The following is a 16,414-nucleotide window of genomic DNA, read 5'->3' as shown; positions in this document are numbered from 1 at the left end:
CATGCCCAACAACCCGCCTGACGAAGGGAACACCGTGACCCAGCAGACCGACGACCAGCCGAAGGCCCCCAAACCGGCGCTCGAATCGATGACCCTGCTGGTCTCCGGCGTCATCGTCCACGACAAGGCCACCAACCGCGTCGTCCTCCTCCAGCGCAGCGAAAACGCCAAGTTCGCCCAGGGCCTGTGGGACCTCCCCGTCGGAAAAAGCGAGCCAGGCGAGCCCATCACCGAAACCGCCGTCCGTGAGCTCCACGAGGAGACGGGCCTCACAGTGAAGCCCGAGTCCCTCAAGGTCGCCCACATCATCCACGGCGCCTGGGGCGTCGAAGCCCCCAACGGCTTCCTCACGGTCGTGTTCGCCGCCCACGAATGGACCGGCGAACCGGAAAACCGCGAACCCCGCAAGCACTCCCAGGTCCGCTGGGTCGACGCCGACGACATCCCCGAGAACTTCGTGGACACCACGTCAAGCGCCCTCCACCGGTACCTTGCGGGAGCCTCAGAAGTCTCCCTGGACGGCTGGCGATAGAGGCTGCGATGCGGCTCGACCAGTTGCCAGAGCACGACGGAGGCAGAGAGTGGGCGAGAAGTCGTGACTGGGTGCGGCCAGATTCTGTCCCGAAAGTAGCCCCGTCTGTCCCATGACTACGGTGACTTGCGGACCGGGCCTATAGGCGTCGCGGTGGTCAAGAGGGTCATACTGCCCTCCTGAGCCTGGGGCTCGATCCCCAGCTCCTCAAAGAGGGCACAACTGGCCCCGAAGAGGCGCACCGACTCCGTCGTCCTGCCCTCGGCGAGTTCTGCGGCGCTCAGAGCCATCATGCTCTCGGCCATGGCTACCTTGCTGCCCATGAACGACGAGACCTGCAAGGCACGTCTGGCCAAGCGGACAGCCAGGCCTCCGTCCTGTTCCAGAACCGCCACACGTGAACGCTCAGCCAGTGCCAAGCGCTCCCCTTGGGCGTTTCCGATCTCCCGGAAAGCGCGGACCGCTCTGGCCAGGCAGACGCTCGCCTCGGACAGCGCCCCCTTCATCATCATGGTCACGCCGGAGAGCAGAAGACAGTTGGCTTTGCCCAAACGGCTCTCAAGGTGCCCATACGCTGTCGAGGCGCGGCTCACATGTACCAGCGCCTCATCGAGAGCCCCTTGGTGGGCGAGCACTTGGGCGCTCAGCAAGTTCGTGTCGGCCACGCCGAGCTCGTTGCCAATGGAGGCGTACAAGGATGCGGCATCGCGCAGCGATCCGTGGGCCGCATCCGCATCGCCATCGGTTAGCTCCAGGAAGGACAGTTCCGCCCGAGACGCGGCCTCACCGAGCCGGTCGCCGATCTCCCGGTAGAGACTGAGTGCCTCGTGGAGCGCGTTCCGGCTCTCCTGCGCGCGTCCCTCGCGCAGGTAGATCCCTCCTTCCTCCCGCAGGGCATTGGCTACGCCGAGTCGGAAGCCGAGACCGCGGTACTTTCGGACGGCTAGGCGCAGTGCCTTCCTGCTCCCGCCGTACCGGCCGACCCTGCGCAGCGCGGTGCCGTGCTCCCAATGGACGTTGCCCTCCCCCAGTACGTCCCCGAGTTCCTCGTAAAGTTTCGCGGCAACGCTGAAGCGCTTAGAGGCCGTGACGTAGTCGGCCTGTCGGGCCGCGACGGATCCCAGGGCCAACTGGCAGTTCGCCCCGTTCTGGGTATCACCGGTGGCCAGGCAGATATCGAAGGCTTGGCTCAACAGCTCCTTCGCTCTCGTGAGCTCGCTCCGCCGCTGCGACACGCACCCCAGGAGGAACAGAGCCTTGGCCTCCTCTCGCGCGAGGTCTTCCTCGCGGGCGATCCAGAGTGCCTGTTCGGCCTCGACGACGGCGTCGTCCAACCGACCTTGGTGGAGGGAGATGTCGGACCTGAGCGTCAGGGCGTGGCTCACCAAGCCTGCCCTCGTGCGGAGGAGGCCCTCGCGGACCTCGTGGGCGGTGACGAGCTCAATCACTCTAAGACCGGAGTCGTAGTCACATGCCAGGTTCGCCGACTGGAAGAGGCGGTACCACTCCCCTTCCTTGCTCGTGTCGCCGGAGCAGAACCGGTGGTACAGCTCGTTCTCCAGATCACCCGAGCGGGAGAAGTAGGCGGCCGCACGCCCATGCCATTCCATGAGCCGCAGCGGCTCCTGACCCCCGAGGTGGCTGAGGATGGCGCCTCGGACCAGTGGGTGGATGTGCCACGACGGCCTCTGCCGGTGAGCCCTGCGCAACTGGACGAAGGAGTACGCGGTGAGGCTCTCGAACCACTGCTCGTCCTGCGGGGCCTTCGCCAACACCGCAGTGATGGCCTCCTTGACCACTGACCTCAGGGTCGCCGCAGCGACGACGACGGCTCTCCTGGGCTCCGGGATGCGGCTCAGGAACACCCGGGGAAGCCACCCCTCGGCGGGGCGGTCACGTGCTATTCGTTCAAGCTCGAAGAGGTCGATCTCGCCCCAGTCGAGGATCGCCGCGGTGTCGCTAAGCATGCTGGTCCAACCGGGGTGGCCCTTGCACAGGCGGTACACGGCCTGCTGGAACCCGTCAGCCTCTTGACCGCGCGAGGCCAGATAGGCGTCGCTATCGGTCGAGGACCAGTTCCGCAGCTCCCTACGCCGACAACGGATTCCGGACTTTATCGGAACCTCCTCACGGCCGGCGAGCACCAGTTTCAGCCCCTTCGCGCCGCCCAGGAGGTGGGGGACAAAGCGATTGGCGAACCAATGACCGATCTCGTCTGCGCCCCGGGCTCCTCCACTGGCCTCGAAATAGGCGACCTCGTCGAGGTAGTAGAGACGCTCGGTGGTGTCCACGAACAGGACCCGACCTGACAGGTCCGCCTTCCGCAGGTCGTCACACAACGCCCGCACCAGCTTCGACCTGTTTAGCGCCCGGAGGTTCGCCAGCGGCTCCGTGATGCTGCCGGCGCTCAGGGAGACCGGAGAGTCGACGATCGACGAGTTGCCCCGGGCCGTCACCGTCGCCTTCAGCGTGATGTTGCGGGTGAGCAGGGCTTGTTCGTCGGCGTCGGCCCGGTCCGCTGCACGGCGGTAGGCGGGGGTGCCGGTCCCGCACCACCCACCTAACACCTCGGCGAGTTCGTCAAGGAGCTCCCGAGCAGCGTCTGCGGAGCCAGAGGAAGGGTTCCGCCGGCCGGCCGTGTACTCGAGGTCCACGACGTATCCGTCCTTCGGACAGCGCGCGGCGAGGTGTTCAACCAGAGTGGACTTCCCCTGGCCCGCCACACCCCAATAGAGAAGCACTCGATCGTCACCCTGGACGAACGCTTCGAATTCCGCCGTCTCGTCTTCGCGCCCCAACAACGACATGCCCATGTGGTTCATCGCGGTGCTCCCCCTCAGTGAACGGTGATGTCACTGCCGCTGACTGTCCCTCCGCCGGACACATGCTGGGTGATCTGGGCGTCGCGGCTCACCCTTACGGCGCTCGCCTCGATGGTGCCTCCCTCTGCGGACCTGTCGACAAGCAAGCGGGAAGCGGCCGCCGCGACATGGGTTGGAGAGTCAGCGATCCGCCCCCCATTCGTGGCGCGCACCCGCACTGCAATCTGTTGGGCAGCACCCTCGTCCCGTGAGCGGACGAACTCAAGGGTGGCCCAGACGAGAGCGCACGCCACGGTGGCACCGATCAACGAGAGGCTCCACTGATCAGTCATCAGATTCACACAGACGCTTACCACCACACCCGCGACGACGGACGCACTGGCCATGAGTCCACGATGGTGTAACACCCTCACCCCCGGATACTCGTAAGGCGATAAGAATTGCACACGCATCAGGGGATGTTGTGGCGCCTGTGAGTGTGCCCCGCCCGGCGCCTCCACCCAGTCCGCACACAGTCCGCAGGACACCCGATCACGACCGTCATACCCCATCGCCAGCCATCAGCAAAAGGCCAGGTCAGCGCCCCACAGGGGAGATCCCTGCAGGTCGCCGACCCACTCCATTATTAGGAGACCAAGAAGGGCTGACCGCTCTTCCCTTGCATGGCCAGACCGCACCCGAGCCGCCCCCGAGTGGCCCGGGTGCGGTCTTTTGTGTGGGGGAACGTCCCTGACGGGCGCGGGGGCTGACCACTCCCGCCCGCTCACCCCGGCGGGCTGATTCCCGCCACGGCCAGGCCCAGCAGGCGGTCCGCCTCGGTGGCGGGGTCCGGGTGGTGCTGGGTGGCCAGCGCGATCCCGGCGATCAGTGTGACCAGGTCGACCGCGGTTGCCCCGGGGGCCATCACACCGGCCCGTTCGGCTCGCCGCAGCAGCGGCTCGCCCGCCTCGGTGAGCGTGTCCACGCAGGGGTTCGCATGCTCCGGGTCGAGCTCCCCATTTCGCAGCAGCGCGGTGGCCAGACCCTGCACCGAGGCGGAGTAGACGGTGAGCTCGCCCAGCCACTCCAGCAGCGCGGCCCGTACGTCCTCTTGCTTCGCGAGCTCCCGGGCGCGGGCGGCCAGGACCTCGATCCGCTCGCGGAAGACGGCCTCCAGGAGGGCGCTCCGGGTGGGGAAGTGGCGGCGCACGGTGGCCGAGCCGACCCCGGCGGTGCGGGCGATCTGTTCCAGGGAGGCGTCGGCGCCGTGCGCGGCGACCTCCTCCTCGGCCACGGCGAGGATGCGCTCGTAGTTGCGCCGGGCGTCCGCGCGCTGGGCGGGCATGGCGTCACCTCCGGGTTGCTAAGTGGCGGGGCCCTCCGTATCGTACCGAGAGATAAGTGGCGGGGCCCGCCGTTTAGTGTCTGCGCAGTCGACAAGTCGATACCCCTATGCCCGAGGAGCAGCAGCATGCCCATGAACTCCCCGACGTCCGCCCCGTCCGCCCCCGTTCTGGTCACCGGCGCCACCGGACAGCAGGGCGGCGCCACCGCACGCGCCCTGCTCTCGGCGGGCGTTCCCGTACGGGCCCTGGTCCGCGACCCGGACACCGAGCGGGCCAAGGCCGTGGCGGCGCTCGGCGCCGAGCTGGTCACCGGCGACCTGCTCGACCTCGACTCGGTGCGGCGGGCCGCCGAGGGGGCGCGCGCCGTCTTCTCGATCCAGATGCCCGATATGAACGACCTCCAGGGCGACTCCGAGTGGGTCCAGGGGCGCAACCTGATCGACGCCGCGCGGGAGATGGGGGTGGCGCAGTTCGTGCACACCTCCGTCTCCGGCGCCGGACAGCACCACACCGAGCCCGGCTGGGCGGAGGGCCGCTGGGCGGCGCTGGAGCACTACTACGCGACCAAGACCGGCCTCCAGGACCGGGTCCGCGAGGCGGGCTTCCGCCACTGGACCCTCCTCAAGCCCGCCTTCTTCATGGAGAACTTCCTGTCCCTGCTCCCGAACGGCCCCGAGGGCGGTCTGGCCACCATCCTCGAGCCCGGCACCGAGCTCTCCCTCATCGCCGTCGCCGACATCGGCACGGCGGCCGCCGCGGCCTTCGCCGACCCGGAGCGGTTCCACGAGGTCGAGCTGGAGCTGGCGGGCGAGTGCATGACGATGACCCGGGTCGCCGAGGTCCTCTCCGCCGTCGTGGGCACCGAGGTGACCGCCCCGTCGATGACCGCGGACGAGGCGCTCGCCGCCGGGATGCCGCAGTGGGGCCTCGGGCATGTGCGGCTGAACGAGGTCGGCCAGCCGGCCCGCCCCGAGTTCGCGCGCGCCCTCGGCCTCCCCCTCACCGGCTTCGCCGAATGGGCCGGGCGGCACCTGGGACCCGCGGCGGCCTGACCCGCCCGGTCCGGCAGCGGCGTCCGCTCCGGCCCGGGCTGTGGTTGATGCCCGGACCGGAGTGGACGAGTCTGGAAGGGAGCCCTGGTGGACGGACCCGGTGCCGTCCCCGGAGGGATGGCGACCATGATGCGCCACGACAGCGGCTCCGCGCGGGAGTGGGGCAGCTTGGACGAAACGGATACGGCGAGGGCCACCGTCACCGATGACGGCACGCTGACCAGCTGGAACGACGGTGCCAGTCGGCTGCTCGGATATCCGCCCCCGCAGGTCGTGGGGCGGCCCGCCGCCGAGCTGCTGGCCGATCCGGCCCGCGCGGCGGACGCCGGGGCCCGCCGCGCCCGCGACCGGCTCACCCGGTGGCACGGGACGGTGGCGCTGCGCCACCAGGACGGCCACGAGATGCCGGTGCGGCTGCTGGCACACCGCAGAGGGCCAGAGGGCGACTGGCTGCTGGTGGCCGCGGCCCCCCGGGCGGAGCTGCCCCCCGAGTCCTGGAACGACGCGCTGATGCGCTGGGCCTACGCACAGTCGCCCTGTCCGATGGCGATCTACGACACCGATCTGCGGCTGCGCAAGGTGAACTCCCAGATGGCCCGCGTCGTCGGCCTCCCCGAAGCGGAGATCCGCGATCTGCGGCTGTCGGAGATCGGGGGCAAGCTCCAGAGCGAGCAGCTCGAAGGGGTCATGCGGCAGGTGCTGACCACCGGTGAGCCACGCGAGGTGGAGACCTACCTGCGCACCGGCGACGAGTCCAAGGAGCACGCCTGGTCGGCCGCGTTCACCCCGCTGAAGGCGAAGGACGGCCAGGTTCACGCCGTCTGCATGGCGGCGCATGACATCACCGAGCAGTATCTGGCCCGCCAGCGGCTGCTGTTGCTGAGCGCGGCCAGCGAACGGATCGGCAGCACCCTCGACATCGACCACACCGCGCAGGAGCTGGCCGACGTCTGCGTACCGCGGCTGGCCGACTACGCCAGCGTCGACCTGCTGGACCGGCTGGCCCAGGACGAGGAGCTGCCGTCCGGGCCGCTCACCGGCCCGATCGTGCTGCGCCGCGCCGCCCGGCAGTCGCTCTACGAGGGATGCCCCGAGTCCGTGGTGCCGGTGGGGAAGGTGGACACCTATCCGCAGGTCTCGCCGATGGCGGAATGCCTGATGGTGGAGCGGCCCCTCATCTACGCGACCACCGACCCCATGATCGCCAAGTGGGGTGCGCTGAAGCCCGCCCGCGCCCGTTCGATCAGGCGGTTCGGCATTCACTCGATCATGGCGGTGCCGATCCGGGCGCGGGGCACGACGCTCGGGGTGGCCGTATTCGCCCGCCACCACACCCCCGAGCCGTTCACCCAGGACGATGTGGTGCTGGCCGAGGAGATCACCACCCGGGCCGCCGTCTGTGTGGACAACGCCCGCCGCTTCACCCGGGAGCGCGACACCGCCCTGGCCCTGCAGCGCAGCCTGCTGCCGCGGACCCTCCCCCAGCCGCCGGCCGTCGAGGTCGCCTCCCGCTATCTGCCCGCGGGCCCGTACGCGGGGGCGGGCGGGGACTGGTTCGACGTCATCCCGCTCTCCGGGGCACGGGTCGCGCTGGTCGTGGGCGATGTGGTCGGCCACGGCATCCAGGCGTCGGCCACCATGGGCCGGCTGCGGACGGCGGTCCGTACCCTCGCCGACGTCGATCTGCCGCCCGACGAGCTGCTCACCCACCTGGACGACCTGGTGATCCACCTGGCCGCGGAGACCGGCGCCGAGGAGGCCACCGGAGATGTGGGGGCCACCTGTCTGTACGCGGTCTACGACCCCGTCTCGCACCGCTGCTCACTGGCCGCGGCCGGGCACCCGCCCCCGGCGCTGGCCAGGCCCGACGGCGCCGTGGAGTTCCTCCCGGTACCGGCCGGACCGCCGCTGGGGGTCGGCGGGCTGCCCTTCGAGTCGATGGAGACCGAGCTGCCCGAGAACGCCGTGCTCGCCCTCTACACCAACGGGCTGATGGCCGTATGGGACCGCGATGCCGACGAGGGCCCTCTGCTGCTGACCAACGCGCTGGCCCACCCCAGCGGGTCCCTGGACGGCACCTGCGACGCCGTTCTGCGCACGCTCCTCCCCGCCGGGGGCGCGCTCGACGACGTCGCACTGCTGCTCGCCCGCGCCCGCTCCCTGGACGAGGCGCACGTGGCCACCTGGGACGTGCCCGCCGACCCGGCGTGGGTGGCCCGGTCCCGCCGGAACGTGACGGAGCGGCTGACCGAATGGGGGCTCGACGAGGCCGTCTTCACCACCGAGCTGGTCGTCAGCGAGCTGGTCACCAACGCCATCCGGCACGCCGTCCCGCCCATCCGGCTGCGGCTGATCCATGACCACTCGCTGATCTGCGAGGTCACCGATTCCTCCAGCACCGCCCCGCATATGCGCCGCGCCCGCACCTTCGACGAGGGCGGCCGCGGGCTGCTGCTGGTCGCGCGGCTCAGCCAGCGCTGGGGGAGCCGGCAGACCGCCGAGGGCAAGACGATCTGGTCGGAGCAGACTCTTCCGGTCGGGCTGCCCACCGGGCTGCCGGGCCTGGACTGAGCGGCCGGGGGGCGCGGGGCCGCCCCGGGGCGAGCCCAGGACGGTATGGGGGCGGTCGGCCCGCGTCAGAAGCGCCAGCGCGTCTGCCCGTACGCGCCCTTGCGGAAGCCGAACGCCGTGGCCGGGGCGACCCGGTGGACCAGGGCCTCATGGCCGTCGTGGTGGAAGGCTCCGTCGCGCACCTGGAAGGTCCACTCCGCGCCGTACTTCGCCACGTACGCCGCGGCGATCCGCTCGAGCGTGGCGTCGTCCCGCACCCGCTCGGCCTCGCCCTCGACCACCAGGTCCAATCCCTCGTGCAGCACACCCGCACCCGTGGTGAGGACGCAGCGCGGATTGTGCGCGAGGTTCCGGGCCTTCTGTTCCTCGGGGCCGGTGCAGAAGCAGAGCGCCCCGTCGAACCAGACGGCGATGAGCGGGGTGACATGGGGGCGGCCGTCCCGGCGGACGGTGGACAGCCAGTACAGCTCCGCCGCCGCCAGCCCCTCACGCCCCTCCCGCCAGCCGGTGGCGGTGGCGTCCGGGCTGCTGAAACGGGTGTCCAGCGCGGTCTGCGGATCGTGCTCCGTGATCATCTGCTCGCTCCTCGGATGGCATGCGGTCCGGTGCGGTCCCGGGTGCTTGGACCGCCCGGCGGAGCGAAACTCATCGTCCGCGGCCACCCGCCACTCCGGAGGGGCGCTACGAGACCTCGGCGGGCCCGGCGAGCCCCAGGATGTCGAGCGCGTCACGGGCCCGGGGCTCATGGGAGCGCAGCAGCGGGCTCTCGTTGCGGACCAGCCACTGGCGGTACGCGGAACTCGCCCAGGCGATCTCGAAGTACGCGTCCGCCAGGTCGCCGAAGAGGGCGTCGACGTCGAGCGGGGCGCCGGGCACGGTGTCCGGACCGGGTCCGGTGGCCTCGGTCGCGGCCTCGGTCGGGAGCGCCGTGTCCGGCGCAGATCCGGCAGCCCCGGTGCGGGCGGGGAGCGCCGTGTCCAGGTCGGGTCCGGGGGGCAAGGCGCGGGCCGCCGGGACCGCCCGGGAGGCCAGGAACAGCCGGACCGTCAGCGGATCCCCGTGCAGCGGGCGCACGGCCACGCCCTGACGGGACCGCGCGGTGGGCTGGCAGGGGGTGACCACCTCGCCCGAGGCGACCAGGTCGGCGGCGGTCAGATAGTCCCCGTACACCACCCTCGGATTGAGCCCCGCGGCGGCCAGGACCCGGCGCAGCCCGGGCCCCTCGCCGTCCACGCTGGGGTCGACCATCCACTGGTCGGCGGCGAGGTCGGCGAGCCGCACCGCGGGCCGCGCGGCGGCCGGATGGGTTTCGGCCAGCGCCACGAACTGCGGCTCCCGCTCCACGAGCATCCGGCGCTCCACGCCCTCGGGCACCCGCAGCGGCGCGCCCTCGACCTCGTGCACGAAGGCGACGTCCAGTTGGTTGGCGGCGACCATCTGCAGCAGCGCGTTGGCGGAGACGTCGATGTGGATGGTGGTGTCCGCGTCGGGATAGCGGTCGCGCAGCCTGCGCAGCCAGCCGACCACGGCCCGGCTGCCCGTGCTGCCGATGCGCAACCGGGCGTCGGCGGTCTGCCCCGCCTCCAGCCGGACCTCGCTGACCAAGGCGTTCATCTCGGCCACGATCGGCCGGGCGCGGCACAGCACGGACCGCCCCAGCGGGGTCGGCCGACTGCCGGTGACCTCCCGCGAGAACAGCCGGCCGCCGATGGTGTTCTCGATGCGCCGGAGCTGGGTCGTCAAGGATGGCTGGGTCATGCCCAGTTGGCGCGCCGCCTTCCGTAGGCTGCCGGTGTCGGCGATGGCGCACAGTGCACGGAGGTGCCTCACCTCGAGCTCCACGGCGGGAGCATATCTGCGCCCTTGTCGGTCACACCAGACTCTGAAACCACTCCAACCCATACCGGAATCGATCAATCGGTGGTCAAACACCGGTCAACGGGACGTCAAACCGGCATCTCCGCAACGGGCTTGAGAGCCCGGTGGGGGATATGCCTTTGCGCTATCACCAGTTGATATCTCCGCGTACGGCTCGATCTCCTCAAGACTCGGCGTCAGCCAAGAGTTCATCCCACGGCCCCGGCCGCCACCCCACACGGCGACCGGGGCCCGAGGACGATGAGGAGCCCCCCACATGTCACTCCCCAAGCTCGCGCTGTCCGCGACCCTCGGCCTCGGCCTGGCGGCCGCACTGTCCGCCGTGCCCGCCTCCGCGGCCACGCCCGACCACTCCACGACCCAGCGCAGCGCCGCGGCCGCCGGTTACACGGCGAGCGGCGAGGAGAAGGCCGACACCGACGCCTTCATCAAGGCCGTCATGAAGTCGGCGCTGGCCAAGCAGGCCAAGGCGCCCCGCGGAGCGGCGGCCGTCACCGTGACCTACGACGCGAGCCAGGCCCCGACCTTCCAGTCGCAGATCTCCCGCTCCGCCCAGATCTGGAACTCGTCGGTGAGCAACGTGAAGCTGCAGGCGGGCAGCAACGCGGACTTCACCTACCGCGAGGGCAACGACCCCCGGGGCTCGTACGCGAGCACCGACGGCCACGGCAGCGGCTATGTCTTCCTGGACTACGCCCAGAACCAGGAGTACGACTCGACCCGGGTCACCGCGCACGAGACCGGCCACGTGCTGGGTCTGCCGGACCACTACGAGGGCCCGTGCAGCGAGCTGATGTCCGGTGGCGGCCCCGGCACGTCCTGCACCAACTCGCAGCCCGACCAGGCCGAGATCAGCCGCGTCAACCAGCTCTGGGCCAATGGCCTGGCCAAGCTCGAGAAGCAGCTGGCCAAGGCTCACTGAGCCCGCTGAAACCGCCAAGCCACTGATCCCCTGGATCAGGGCCTGACCGCCCGCACCCGGTTCCCGACGCCGGGTGCGGGCGGTCGGCGTATGCGGCTCCATCCACCGCGCGCACCGGGACGTAGCCACACGGGAAGCGACGCCGCCTCCGGCCGGAGGTACCGTATAGACACCAGGAGCATTTCGCACAAACCGGCCGGATTCCCTCCAGCTGGGGCCCGGCCCCAGGGAGTGAGCACCATGGAGACCCTGATCACCGTGGTTGTCATCCTCGCGCTGATCGGGGTGGGCGCGCTGCTGATCCACCGGACCAATGTCCAGAACGGCAACCGCATGTCCGCCGAGAGCCACGACGATTCCCCGACCGGCGGACGACCGCACCATCGCACCTGGGGCCGCCGGCGGCAGCACCGGGGCCAACAGGTCACACCTCCCCAGGACCGCCGCACCTGAGTCCGGCCGCCACCCGGCCGCGCGAGGGCGCCCTACTCCTCCTCGCGCAGCGCCTCGTCCAGCGTGGCGACCGGGTGGAGCACATCCAGCATCCGCCCCGCCCGCAGGGTGCGCAGGATCAACGCGTTGTCGCAGACCAGCCGCAGCCGCCCGCCCCGCTCCATGACACGCCGATGGGCCCGGCACAGCAGTCCCAGGCCCGAGCAGTCGAAGAAGGCGGCCGGGCGTAAGTCCACGATCACCGCGGGCTTGTCCCCGGTCGTGGCCGCGTCCAGTGCCGGTCCGACACTTTCCACCCCGGCGATGTCGATCTCCCCGTGGAGCTCCACGACGGTGTATCCGCCGACCCGGCGCGTACGGGCGCGGGGAGCGGTGACGTCCCCGGCGGCGCCGTCCTGAGCGGCCGGATCGCCCTGAGCGGCGGAATCCCCGTCGGAGGACGCCCATGCGGCCGGATCCCGGCCGGAGGGCCCCCATGCGGCCGGATCCCCGCTCGCGGGCCCCTGCGCGGCGTTCTGGGCACCGCGCTCCAGCGGCACCGGCGCATCACGGGGAGCGCCTTGCTGCGTCATCGCGATATCCCCTCGGAACGGCACACTGCCCCCTCTCACCTTCGTCAGGGTCCCGGAAGCGGGCAGGGTCGGGCATCGGGTGCGAATCCGCCGGGTCCTTGGGCGACGTCTCGCGAGCGTAAAGGGGTGACCGCCGGTTACAGAGGTAGGGACGCAGCATTCCGCCGGTGAATACCGCTCGTCCGAGTGAATTTCGGTTCTTACTATTGACACTTGGTCAGATGCGACCTAGGCGAAGGCATCACCACCCCCTCCGGCCACCGGACCCGCCACCCCCGCGATCGCCGGAGTCAGATCCTCCAGTACCTCGAACGCGTCGTCCAGCCGGACCATGCGCAGCAGCCGCACAAACCGCGGTTCGTCGATGACGAGCCGCAGCCGCCCGTCCCGCTCCAGCACGCGATTGCGCAATCGGCACAGTAACGACAATCCGGCACAGTCCAGGAAGGTGACCGGCCGCAGGTCCAGGACCAGATCCGGACACCGTGCCTGGATGAGGGAATCGAGCCGAGCCACGATCCGCCCCGCGGCGAAGATGTCCAACTCTCCCGCGATCTCGGCGACGGTGACGCCGCCGAGTGCATGGACTCGGACGCCGAAGGCGGGCCGATCATCGAACATGCAAGCCTCCTTGACCTGGTGGAGGCGCGCGACACCGGAGCCCACGGCCACGCCGGTCATCGCCGGGGTCCAGGCCGGCCCTTCAGTAGATGACATACCCATCTACCGGCTGACCAGTCAACGAACGGCGCGGCACGTGTCGTTGGCCTATTAAGGCCCCTCGGCCGCGAACTGTTACTCACCGGTAAAGCAGAGGTCTTCTCAAGTCCACCGGGAGCCGTGAGCATGCCATCCGGCAATCGCCTCGAAGTGAAGGATGTGACCGATGACAGCAGGACGCGTGCGATCACGGCGGCTCGGCATGACGACGGTGGTCGCCGCCCTCGCCATCGGCGTCGGCGGAACGGCCACCACGGCGACCGCCGCCACGCCCGGCACCACCGCCACCACGGCGGCCACGGCGGCGCCGTCGAGCGCCACCGCCGCCGAGGACGTCGACTACGAGACCTGGCAGCGCGATGTTCGCGCCATCATCGACGAGCAGGCCCGCCCCTACATCGAGGAGCGCACCGCCAACCCCTCGGGCGAGAAGCAGGCCATCGTCCTGGACATCGACAACACCTCGCTGGAGACGGACTTCGGCTTCACCTTCCCCCAGCCCCCCGTCGAGCCGGTCCTGAAGCTCTCGCGGTACGCGCACGACCGGGGCGTGGCCATCTTCTTCGTCACCGCGCGGCCCGGCATCATCTCCTGGCCGACCGAGTACAACCTGGAGCAGGCCGGCTACTCGGTCGCCGGTCTGTACGTACGCCACCTGCCGGATCTCTTCCAGAACGTGGCCGACTACAAGACCGCCAAGCGGGCGGAGATCGAGAAGAACGGCTACACGATCATCGCCAACATCGGCAACAGCCCCACCGACATCAGCGGCGGCCACGCCGAGAAGTCCTTCAAGCTCCCGGACTACGACGGCCAGCTCTCCTGAGTCACGGTCAGGTCATCCCCTTCCGCCACCGCCGATCACCCCCCGCCGGGGAAAGGTCGAAAACTCCAGATCTTGGCGCCCAAGATTGGTGAGTAGGCCGAGCGCACGGCACGTCTGCTCCGCTCAAGACTGGACACACCGCAGACTGTGCGTCGAGATCTCCGCAAACGGCGCGGATACGTCGGCACTGGCGCGAAGGGATGACCGATGACCGGCTCACACGTACTGGCGCTCGGCCACTACCAGCCCGCGAAGGTGCTCGGCAACGAGGACCTCGCGGCCATGGTCGACACCAGCGACGAGTGGATCCGCAGTCGGGTCGGCATCCGCACCCGGCATCTCGCCCGTCCCGACGAAACGGTCGACGAGATGGCCGCGGCAGCCGCCGCCAAGGCGCTGGCCCACAGCGGTCTCGCCCCCTCCGACATCGACCTCGTGCTCGTCGCCACCTGCACGGCGATCGACCGCAGCCCCAACATGGCGGCACGGGTGGCCGCCCGGCTCGGGCTGGCCTGCCCCGCCACCATGGACCTCAATGTGGTGTGCGCCGGTTTCACCCACGCCCTGGCCACCGCCGACCACACCATCCGGGCCGGTGCGGCCACCGCGGCCCTGGTGATCGGCGCGGACAAGTTCAGCGAGGCCACAGACTGGACCGACCGCTCCACCTGCGTCCTGACCGGCGACGGCGCGGGCGCGGCCGTGGTGGTGGCCGCCGAGCGGCCGGGCGTCGGCCCGGTGGTGTGGGGCTCGGTCCCGGAGATGGGCGGCGCGGTCCGTATCGAGGGCACACCGCCCCGCTTCGCGCAGGAGGGCCAGACCGTCTACCGCTGGGCCACCACCCATCTGCCGCCGATCGCGCGGCAGGTGTGCGAACGGGCCGGGATCTCCCCGGAGGACCTGGCCGGTGTCGTGCTGCACCAGGCCAATCTGCGGATCATCGAGCCGGTCGCCCACAAGCTGGGCGCGGTCAACGCGGTGATCGCCCGCGATGTGGTGGAGTCCGGCAACACCTCGGCGGCCAGCATTCCGCTCGCCCTCTCCAAGCTGGTCGAGCGCGGGGAGGTGGCCTCCGGCGCCCCGGTGCTGCTCTTCGGCTTCGGCGGCAATCTGTCGTACGCCGGCCAGGTCATCCACTGCCCCTGACGGCCGCCTCCCGCACAACGTCAGGCAGCGCCTCGGCCGCCCCGCCAGGACGTCCGATTCGTTCAAGACCGGCCGCCCGCGCGCTGCCTACGCTGCCCGTATGACAGCACGATTCAACGCCATCGGCCTGGTCGTCGCCGACCTGGCCACCTCCCTCGCCTTCTACCGCCGCCTCGGCCTCGACATCCCCGCCGAGGCCGACGCCCAGCCGCACGCCGAGGCCGCCCTGCCCGGCGGGGCGCGGCTGATGTGGGACACCGTCGAGACGGTGCGCTCCTTCGACCCGGAGTGGACGCCGCCGAGCGGCTCCCACCAGGTGGCGCTGGCCTTCGCCTGCGACAGCCCGGCCGATGTGGACAAGACCTACCAGGACCTCGTGGGGGCGGGCGTACGCGGGAAGAAGGAGCCGTGGGACGCGCCGTGGGGCCAGCGCTACGCGACGGTCCTCGACCCCGACGGCAACAGCCTGGACCTCTTCGCCCCGCTAGCCTCCTGACCCCTGGAGCAGACGGCCCAGGGGGACGCCGGTCAGGGTCCTGACCTCGCGGGCGAGATGCGCCTGGTCGGCGTAGCCCGCCGTGGCCGCGACCGCCGCGAAGGGGACGCCGGTGCGCGCCAGGTCCAGGGCCCGGTTCAGCCGCAGGACCCGGCCGAGCGTCTTGGGGCCGTAGCCGAACGCGGCGAGGGAGCGGCGGTGCAACTGCCGCTCCCCCAGCCCCACGGCCGCGGCGATCCCGGCCACGCCCGTCCCGCGCGAGACCCCGGCGACGACCGCGGCGAGCACCGGATCGGGCGGCTCCGCCGTCCGCAGGCGGCCCAGGGCGGCGTCCTCCAGCAGGCGGCCCCGGGCCGCCTGCCGCGCCGCCGTCCGCTCGGCGTCGGCGATCCGCTCGGCCAGCCGCCGGACCTCCGCGCCCGGCCAGAGCGCCGCCAACGGCACGAGCTGATCGCGGAGTTCATGCGCCGGTACGCCGAGCACCGCGGGGCCCTGACCCGGGGCGAAGCGCAGGCCCACGGCGCGGGTGCCGGGCGCTCCGGGGGCGAGACGGGCGCGTGTGTCCGGCCCGGCGACCAGCAGCTCGCCGTCGGGTCCCGCCTCGCTCCAGATCAGATCCGTGCAGCCGTCCGGGAGCACCCGCTGCGGCCCGGTGCCGGCCGTACGGGTCCATACCGCGGCACCGCGGCCGATCAGCGCCCTTCGCTCCCGGTACTCACACTCCCGGTCTTCGCGCTCCCGGTACTCGCGCTCCAGGTGCTCGCTCAAGGGACCTCGCGCAGATACACCGCACCGCACGAATGGCAGAAGGGCCCCGAGTCACCCGTGGCCCACAGATCGGCGGCCTGGCTCTCGGCGTCCGCGTCCAGCTCCCGCCCGCACATCGCGGTCGTTCCGTTCCCGCGGACCATGTGCCAGATCTTGACGGGCGCACCCGCGACCCGCCCGGAGCTGCCCTCCTCGTATTCGGCGCGCATCTCGTGCTGCATGGCGGTACACCTCCTGCTCACCACCACTACTCTCCATGCTCCCGCCGCGCCAGGCCGAGCGCCACTTCCGCCGCCGCGCCTTCCGCGATCCCGTGCGCCCCTCCGGGCAC

General features: G+C 70.9%; 17 protein-coding genes. 8 read left to right on the top strand and 9 right to left on the bottom strand.

Annotation, left to right across the window (positions count from 1 at the left end; genetic code table 11):
- Nucleotide 1 precedes the first annotated feature (1 nt).
- Nucleotides 2-532 (top strand): NUDIX domain-containing protein, encoded by a 531-nt coding sequence (locus CGL27_RS31455; RefSeq protein ID WP_119991433.1) that lies wholly within the window; start codon nucleotides 2-4, stop codon nucleotides 530-532.
- A 116-nt stretch (nucleotides 533-648) separates the two neighbouring features.
- On the opposite strand, the gene CGL27_RS31450 is transcribed toward CGL27_RS31455, so the two are convergent.
- The 3 genes from CGL27_RS31450 to CGL27_RS31440 all read right to left on the bottom strand — a co-directional run bounded on the left by CGL27_RS31450 (nucleotide 649) and on the right by CGL27_RS31440 (nucleotide 4,678).
- The gene (locus tag CGL27_RS31450) at nucleotides 649-3,354 is read right to left on the bottom strand and encodes an ATP-binding protein (RefSeq protein ID WP_119991432.1); all 2,706 of its coding nucleotides are present in this window, start codon (nucleotides 3,352-3,354) and stop codon (nucleotides 649-651) included.
- A 14-nt stretch (nucleotides 3,355-3,368) separates the two neighbouring features.
- Nucleotides 3,369-3,740 carry a hypothetical protein gene (locus tag CGL27_RS31445; protein WP_119991431.1) on the bottom strand — a complete coding sequence of 124 codons (372 nt, stop codon included), beginning with the start codon at nucleotides 3,738-3,740 and terminating at the stop codon, nucleotides 3,369-3,371.
- Nucleotides 3,741-4,117: 377 nt separating this feature from the next.
- On the bottom strand, nucleotides 4,118-4,678 hold the full coding sequence (locus CGL27_RS31440) for a TetR/AcrR family transcriptional regulator (RefSeq protein ID WP_119991430.1): 561 nt from the start codon (nucleotides 4,676-4,678) through the stop codon (nucleotides 4,118-4,120).
- A 126-nt stretch (nucleotides 4,679-4,804) separates the two neighbouring features.
- Here CGL27_RS31440 and CGL27_RS31435 point away from each other — a divergent pair, with 126 nt between their 5' ends.
- On the top strand, nucleotides 4,805-5,731 hold the full coding sequence (locus CGL27_RS31435; protein ID WP_119991429.1) for an NmrA family NAD(P)-binding protein: 927 nt from the start codon (nucleotides 4,805-4,807) through the stop codon (nucleotides 5,729-5,731).
- 126 nt (nucleotides 5,732-5,857) lie between these two features.
- The gene (locus CGL27_RS31430) at nucleotides 5,858-8,302 is read left to right on the top strand and encodes a SpoIIE family protein phosphatase (RefSeq protein WP_119994636.1); all 2,445 of its coding nucleotides are present in this window, start codon (nucleotides 5,858-5,860) and stop codon (nucleotides 8,300-8,302) included.
- Between the two features lie 65 nt (nucleotides 8,303-8,367).
- Here CGL27_RS31430 and CGL27_RS31425 read toward each other — a convergent pair whose 3' ends face one another.
- Both CGL27_RS31425 and CGL27_RS31420 read right to left on the bottom strand, forming a co-directional pair.
- A complete protein-coding gene (locus tag CGL27_RS31425; protein WP_119991428.1) occupies nucleotides 8,368-8,877 on the bottom strand; it encodes a pyridoxamine 5'-phosphate oxidase family protein in 510 nt (169 codons plus the stop codon).
- Nucleotides 8,878-8,983: 106 nt separating this feature from the next.
- Nucleotides 8,984-10,144: a LysR family transcriptional regulator gene (locus tag CGL27_RS31420; protein ID WP_240450703.1), complete on the bottom strand. Its 1,161-nt coding sequence runs from the start codon at nucleotides 10,142-10,144 to the stop codon at nucleotides 8,984-8,986.
- 292 nt (nucleotides 10,145-10,436) lie between these two features.
- Between CGL27_RS31420 and snpA the strand changes: the two genes are divergently transcribed.
- Together snpA and CGL27_RS31410 are read left to right on the top strand one after the other, a co-directional pair.
- Nucleotides 10,437-11,102 (top strand): snapalysin, encoded by a 666-nt coding sequence (gene snpA / locus CGL27_RS31415; RefSeq protein ID WP_078643538.1) that lies wholly within the window; start codon nucleotides 10,437-10,439, stop codon nucleotides 11,100-11,102.
- Nucleotides 11,103-11,342: 240 nt separating this feature from the next.
- Nucleotides 11,343-11,555 carry a hypothetical protein gene (locus CGL27_RS31410; RefSeq protein ID WP_119991427.1) on the top strand — a complete coding sequence of 71 codons (213 nt, stop codon included), beginning with the start codon at nucleotides 11,343-11,345 and terminating at the stop codon, nucleotides 11,553-11,555.
- 32 nt (nucleotides 11,556-11,587) lie between these two features.
- Here CGL27_RS31410 and CGL27_RS31405 read toward each other — a convergent pair whose 3' ends face one another.
- Both CGL27_RS31405 and CGL27_RS31400 read right to left on the bottom strand, forming a co-directional pair.
- A complete protein-coding gene (locus CGL27_RS31405) occupies nucleotides 11,588-12,127 on the bottom strand; it encodes an STAS domain-containing protein (protein ID WP_119991426.1) in 540 nt (179 codons plus the stop codon).
- A 228-nt stretch (nucleotides 12,128-12,355) separates the two neighbouring features.
- A complete protein-coding gene (locus CGL27_RS31400; RefSeq protein WP_050993894.1) occupies nucleotides 12,356-12,748 on the bottom strand; it encodes an STAS domain-containing protein in 393 nt (130 codons plus the stop codon).
- Nucleotides 12,749-13,013: 265 nt separating this feature from the next.
- On the opposite strand from CGL27_RS31400, the gene CGL27_RS31395 reads away from it, so the two are divergent.
- The 3 genes from CGL27_RS31395 to CGL27_RS31385 all read left to right on the top strand — a co-directional run bounded on the left by CGL27_RS31395 (nucleotide 13,014) and on the right by CGL27_RS31385 (nucleotide 15,315).
- Nucleotides 13,014-13,673, top strand: a complete 660-nt coding sequence (locus tag CGL27_RS31395; RefSeq protein WP_119991425.1) for an HAD family acid phosphatase — start codon at nucleotides 13,014-13,016, stop codon at nucleotides 13,671-13,673.
- A 207-nt stretch (nucleotides 13,674-13,880) separates the two neighbouring features.
- Nucleotides 13,881-14,819 carry a beta-ketoacyl-ACP synthase III gene (locus CGL27_RS31390; protein WP_119991424.1) on the top strand — a complete coding sequence of 313 codons (939 nt, stop codon included), beginning with the start codon at nucleotides 13,881-13,883 and terminating at the stop codon, nucleotides 14,817-14,819.
- A 100-nt stretch (nucleotides 14,820-14,919) separates the two neighbouring features.
- Nucleotides 14,920-15,315, top strand: a complete 396-nt coding sequence (locus CGL27_RS31385) for a VOC family protein (protein WP_119991423.1) — start codon at nucleotides 14,920-14,922, stop codon at nucleotides 15,313-15,315.
- Here CGL27_RS31385 and CGL27_RS31380 read toward each other — a convergent pair.
- Nucleotides 15,304-16,083, bottom strand: coding sequence for a helix-turn-helix domain-containing protein (locus tag CGL27_RS31380; RefSeq protein ID WP_240450702.1), 780 nt, complete (start codon nucleotides 16,081-16,083; stop codon nucleotides 15,304-15,306). The genes CGL27_RS31385 and CGL27_RS31380 overlap by 12 nt on opposite strands.
- A complete protein-coding gene (locus CGL27_RS31375; RefSeq protein ID WP_119991422.1) occupies nucleotides 16,080-16,304 on the bottom strand; it encodes a hypothetical protein in 225 nt (74 codons plus the stop codon). Before CGL27_RS31375 ends, CGL27_RS31380 begins: the two co-directional genes overlap by 4 nt.
- Nucleotides 16,305-16,414: the final 110 nt, after the last annotated feature.

The sequence above is a fragment of the Streptomyces sp. 11-1-2 genome (assembly GCF_003595545.1).
Taxonomy (GTDB): Bacteria; Actinomycetota; Actinomycetes; order Streptomycetales; family Streptomycetaceae; genus Streptomyces; species Streptomyces hygroscopicus_B.
The sequence above is the reverse complement of the archived record's forward strand: the minus strand, read 5'-3'. Positions and strand labels throughout refer to the sequence as shown.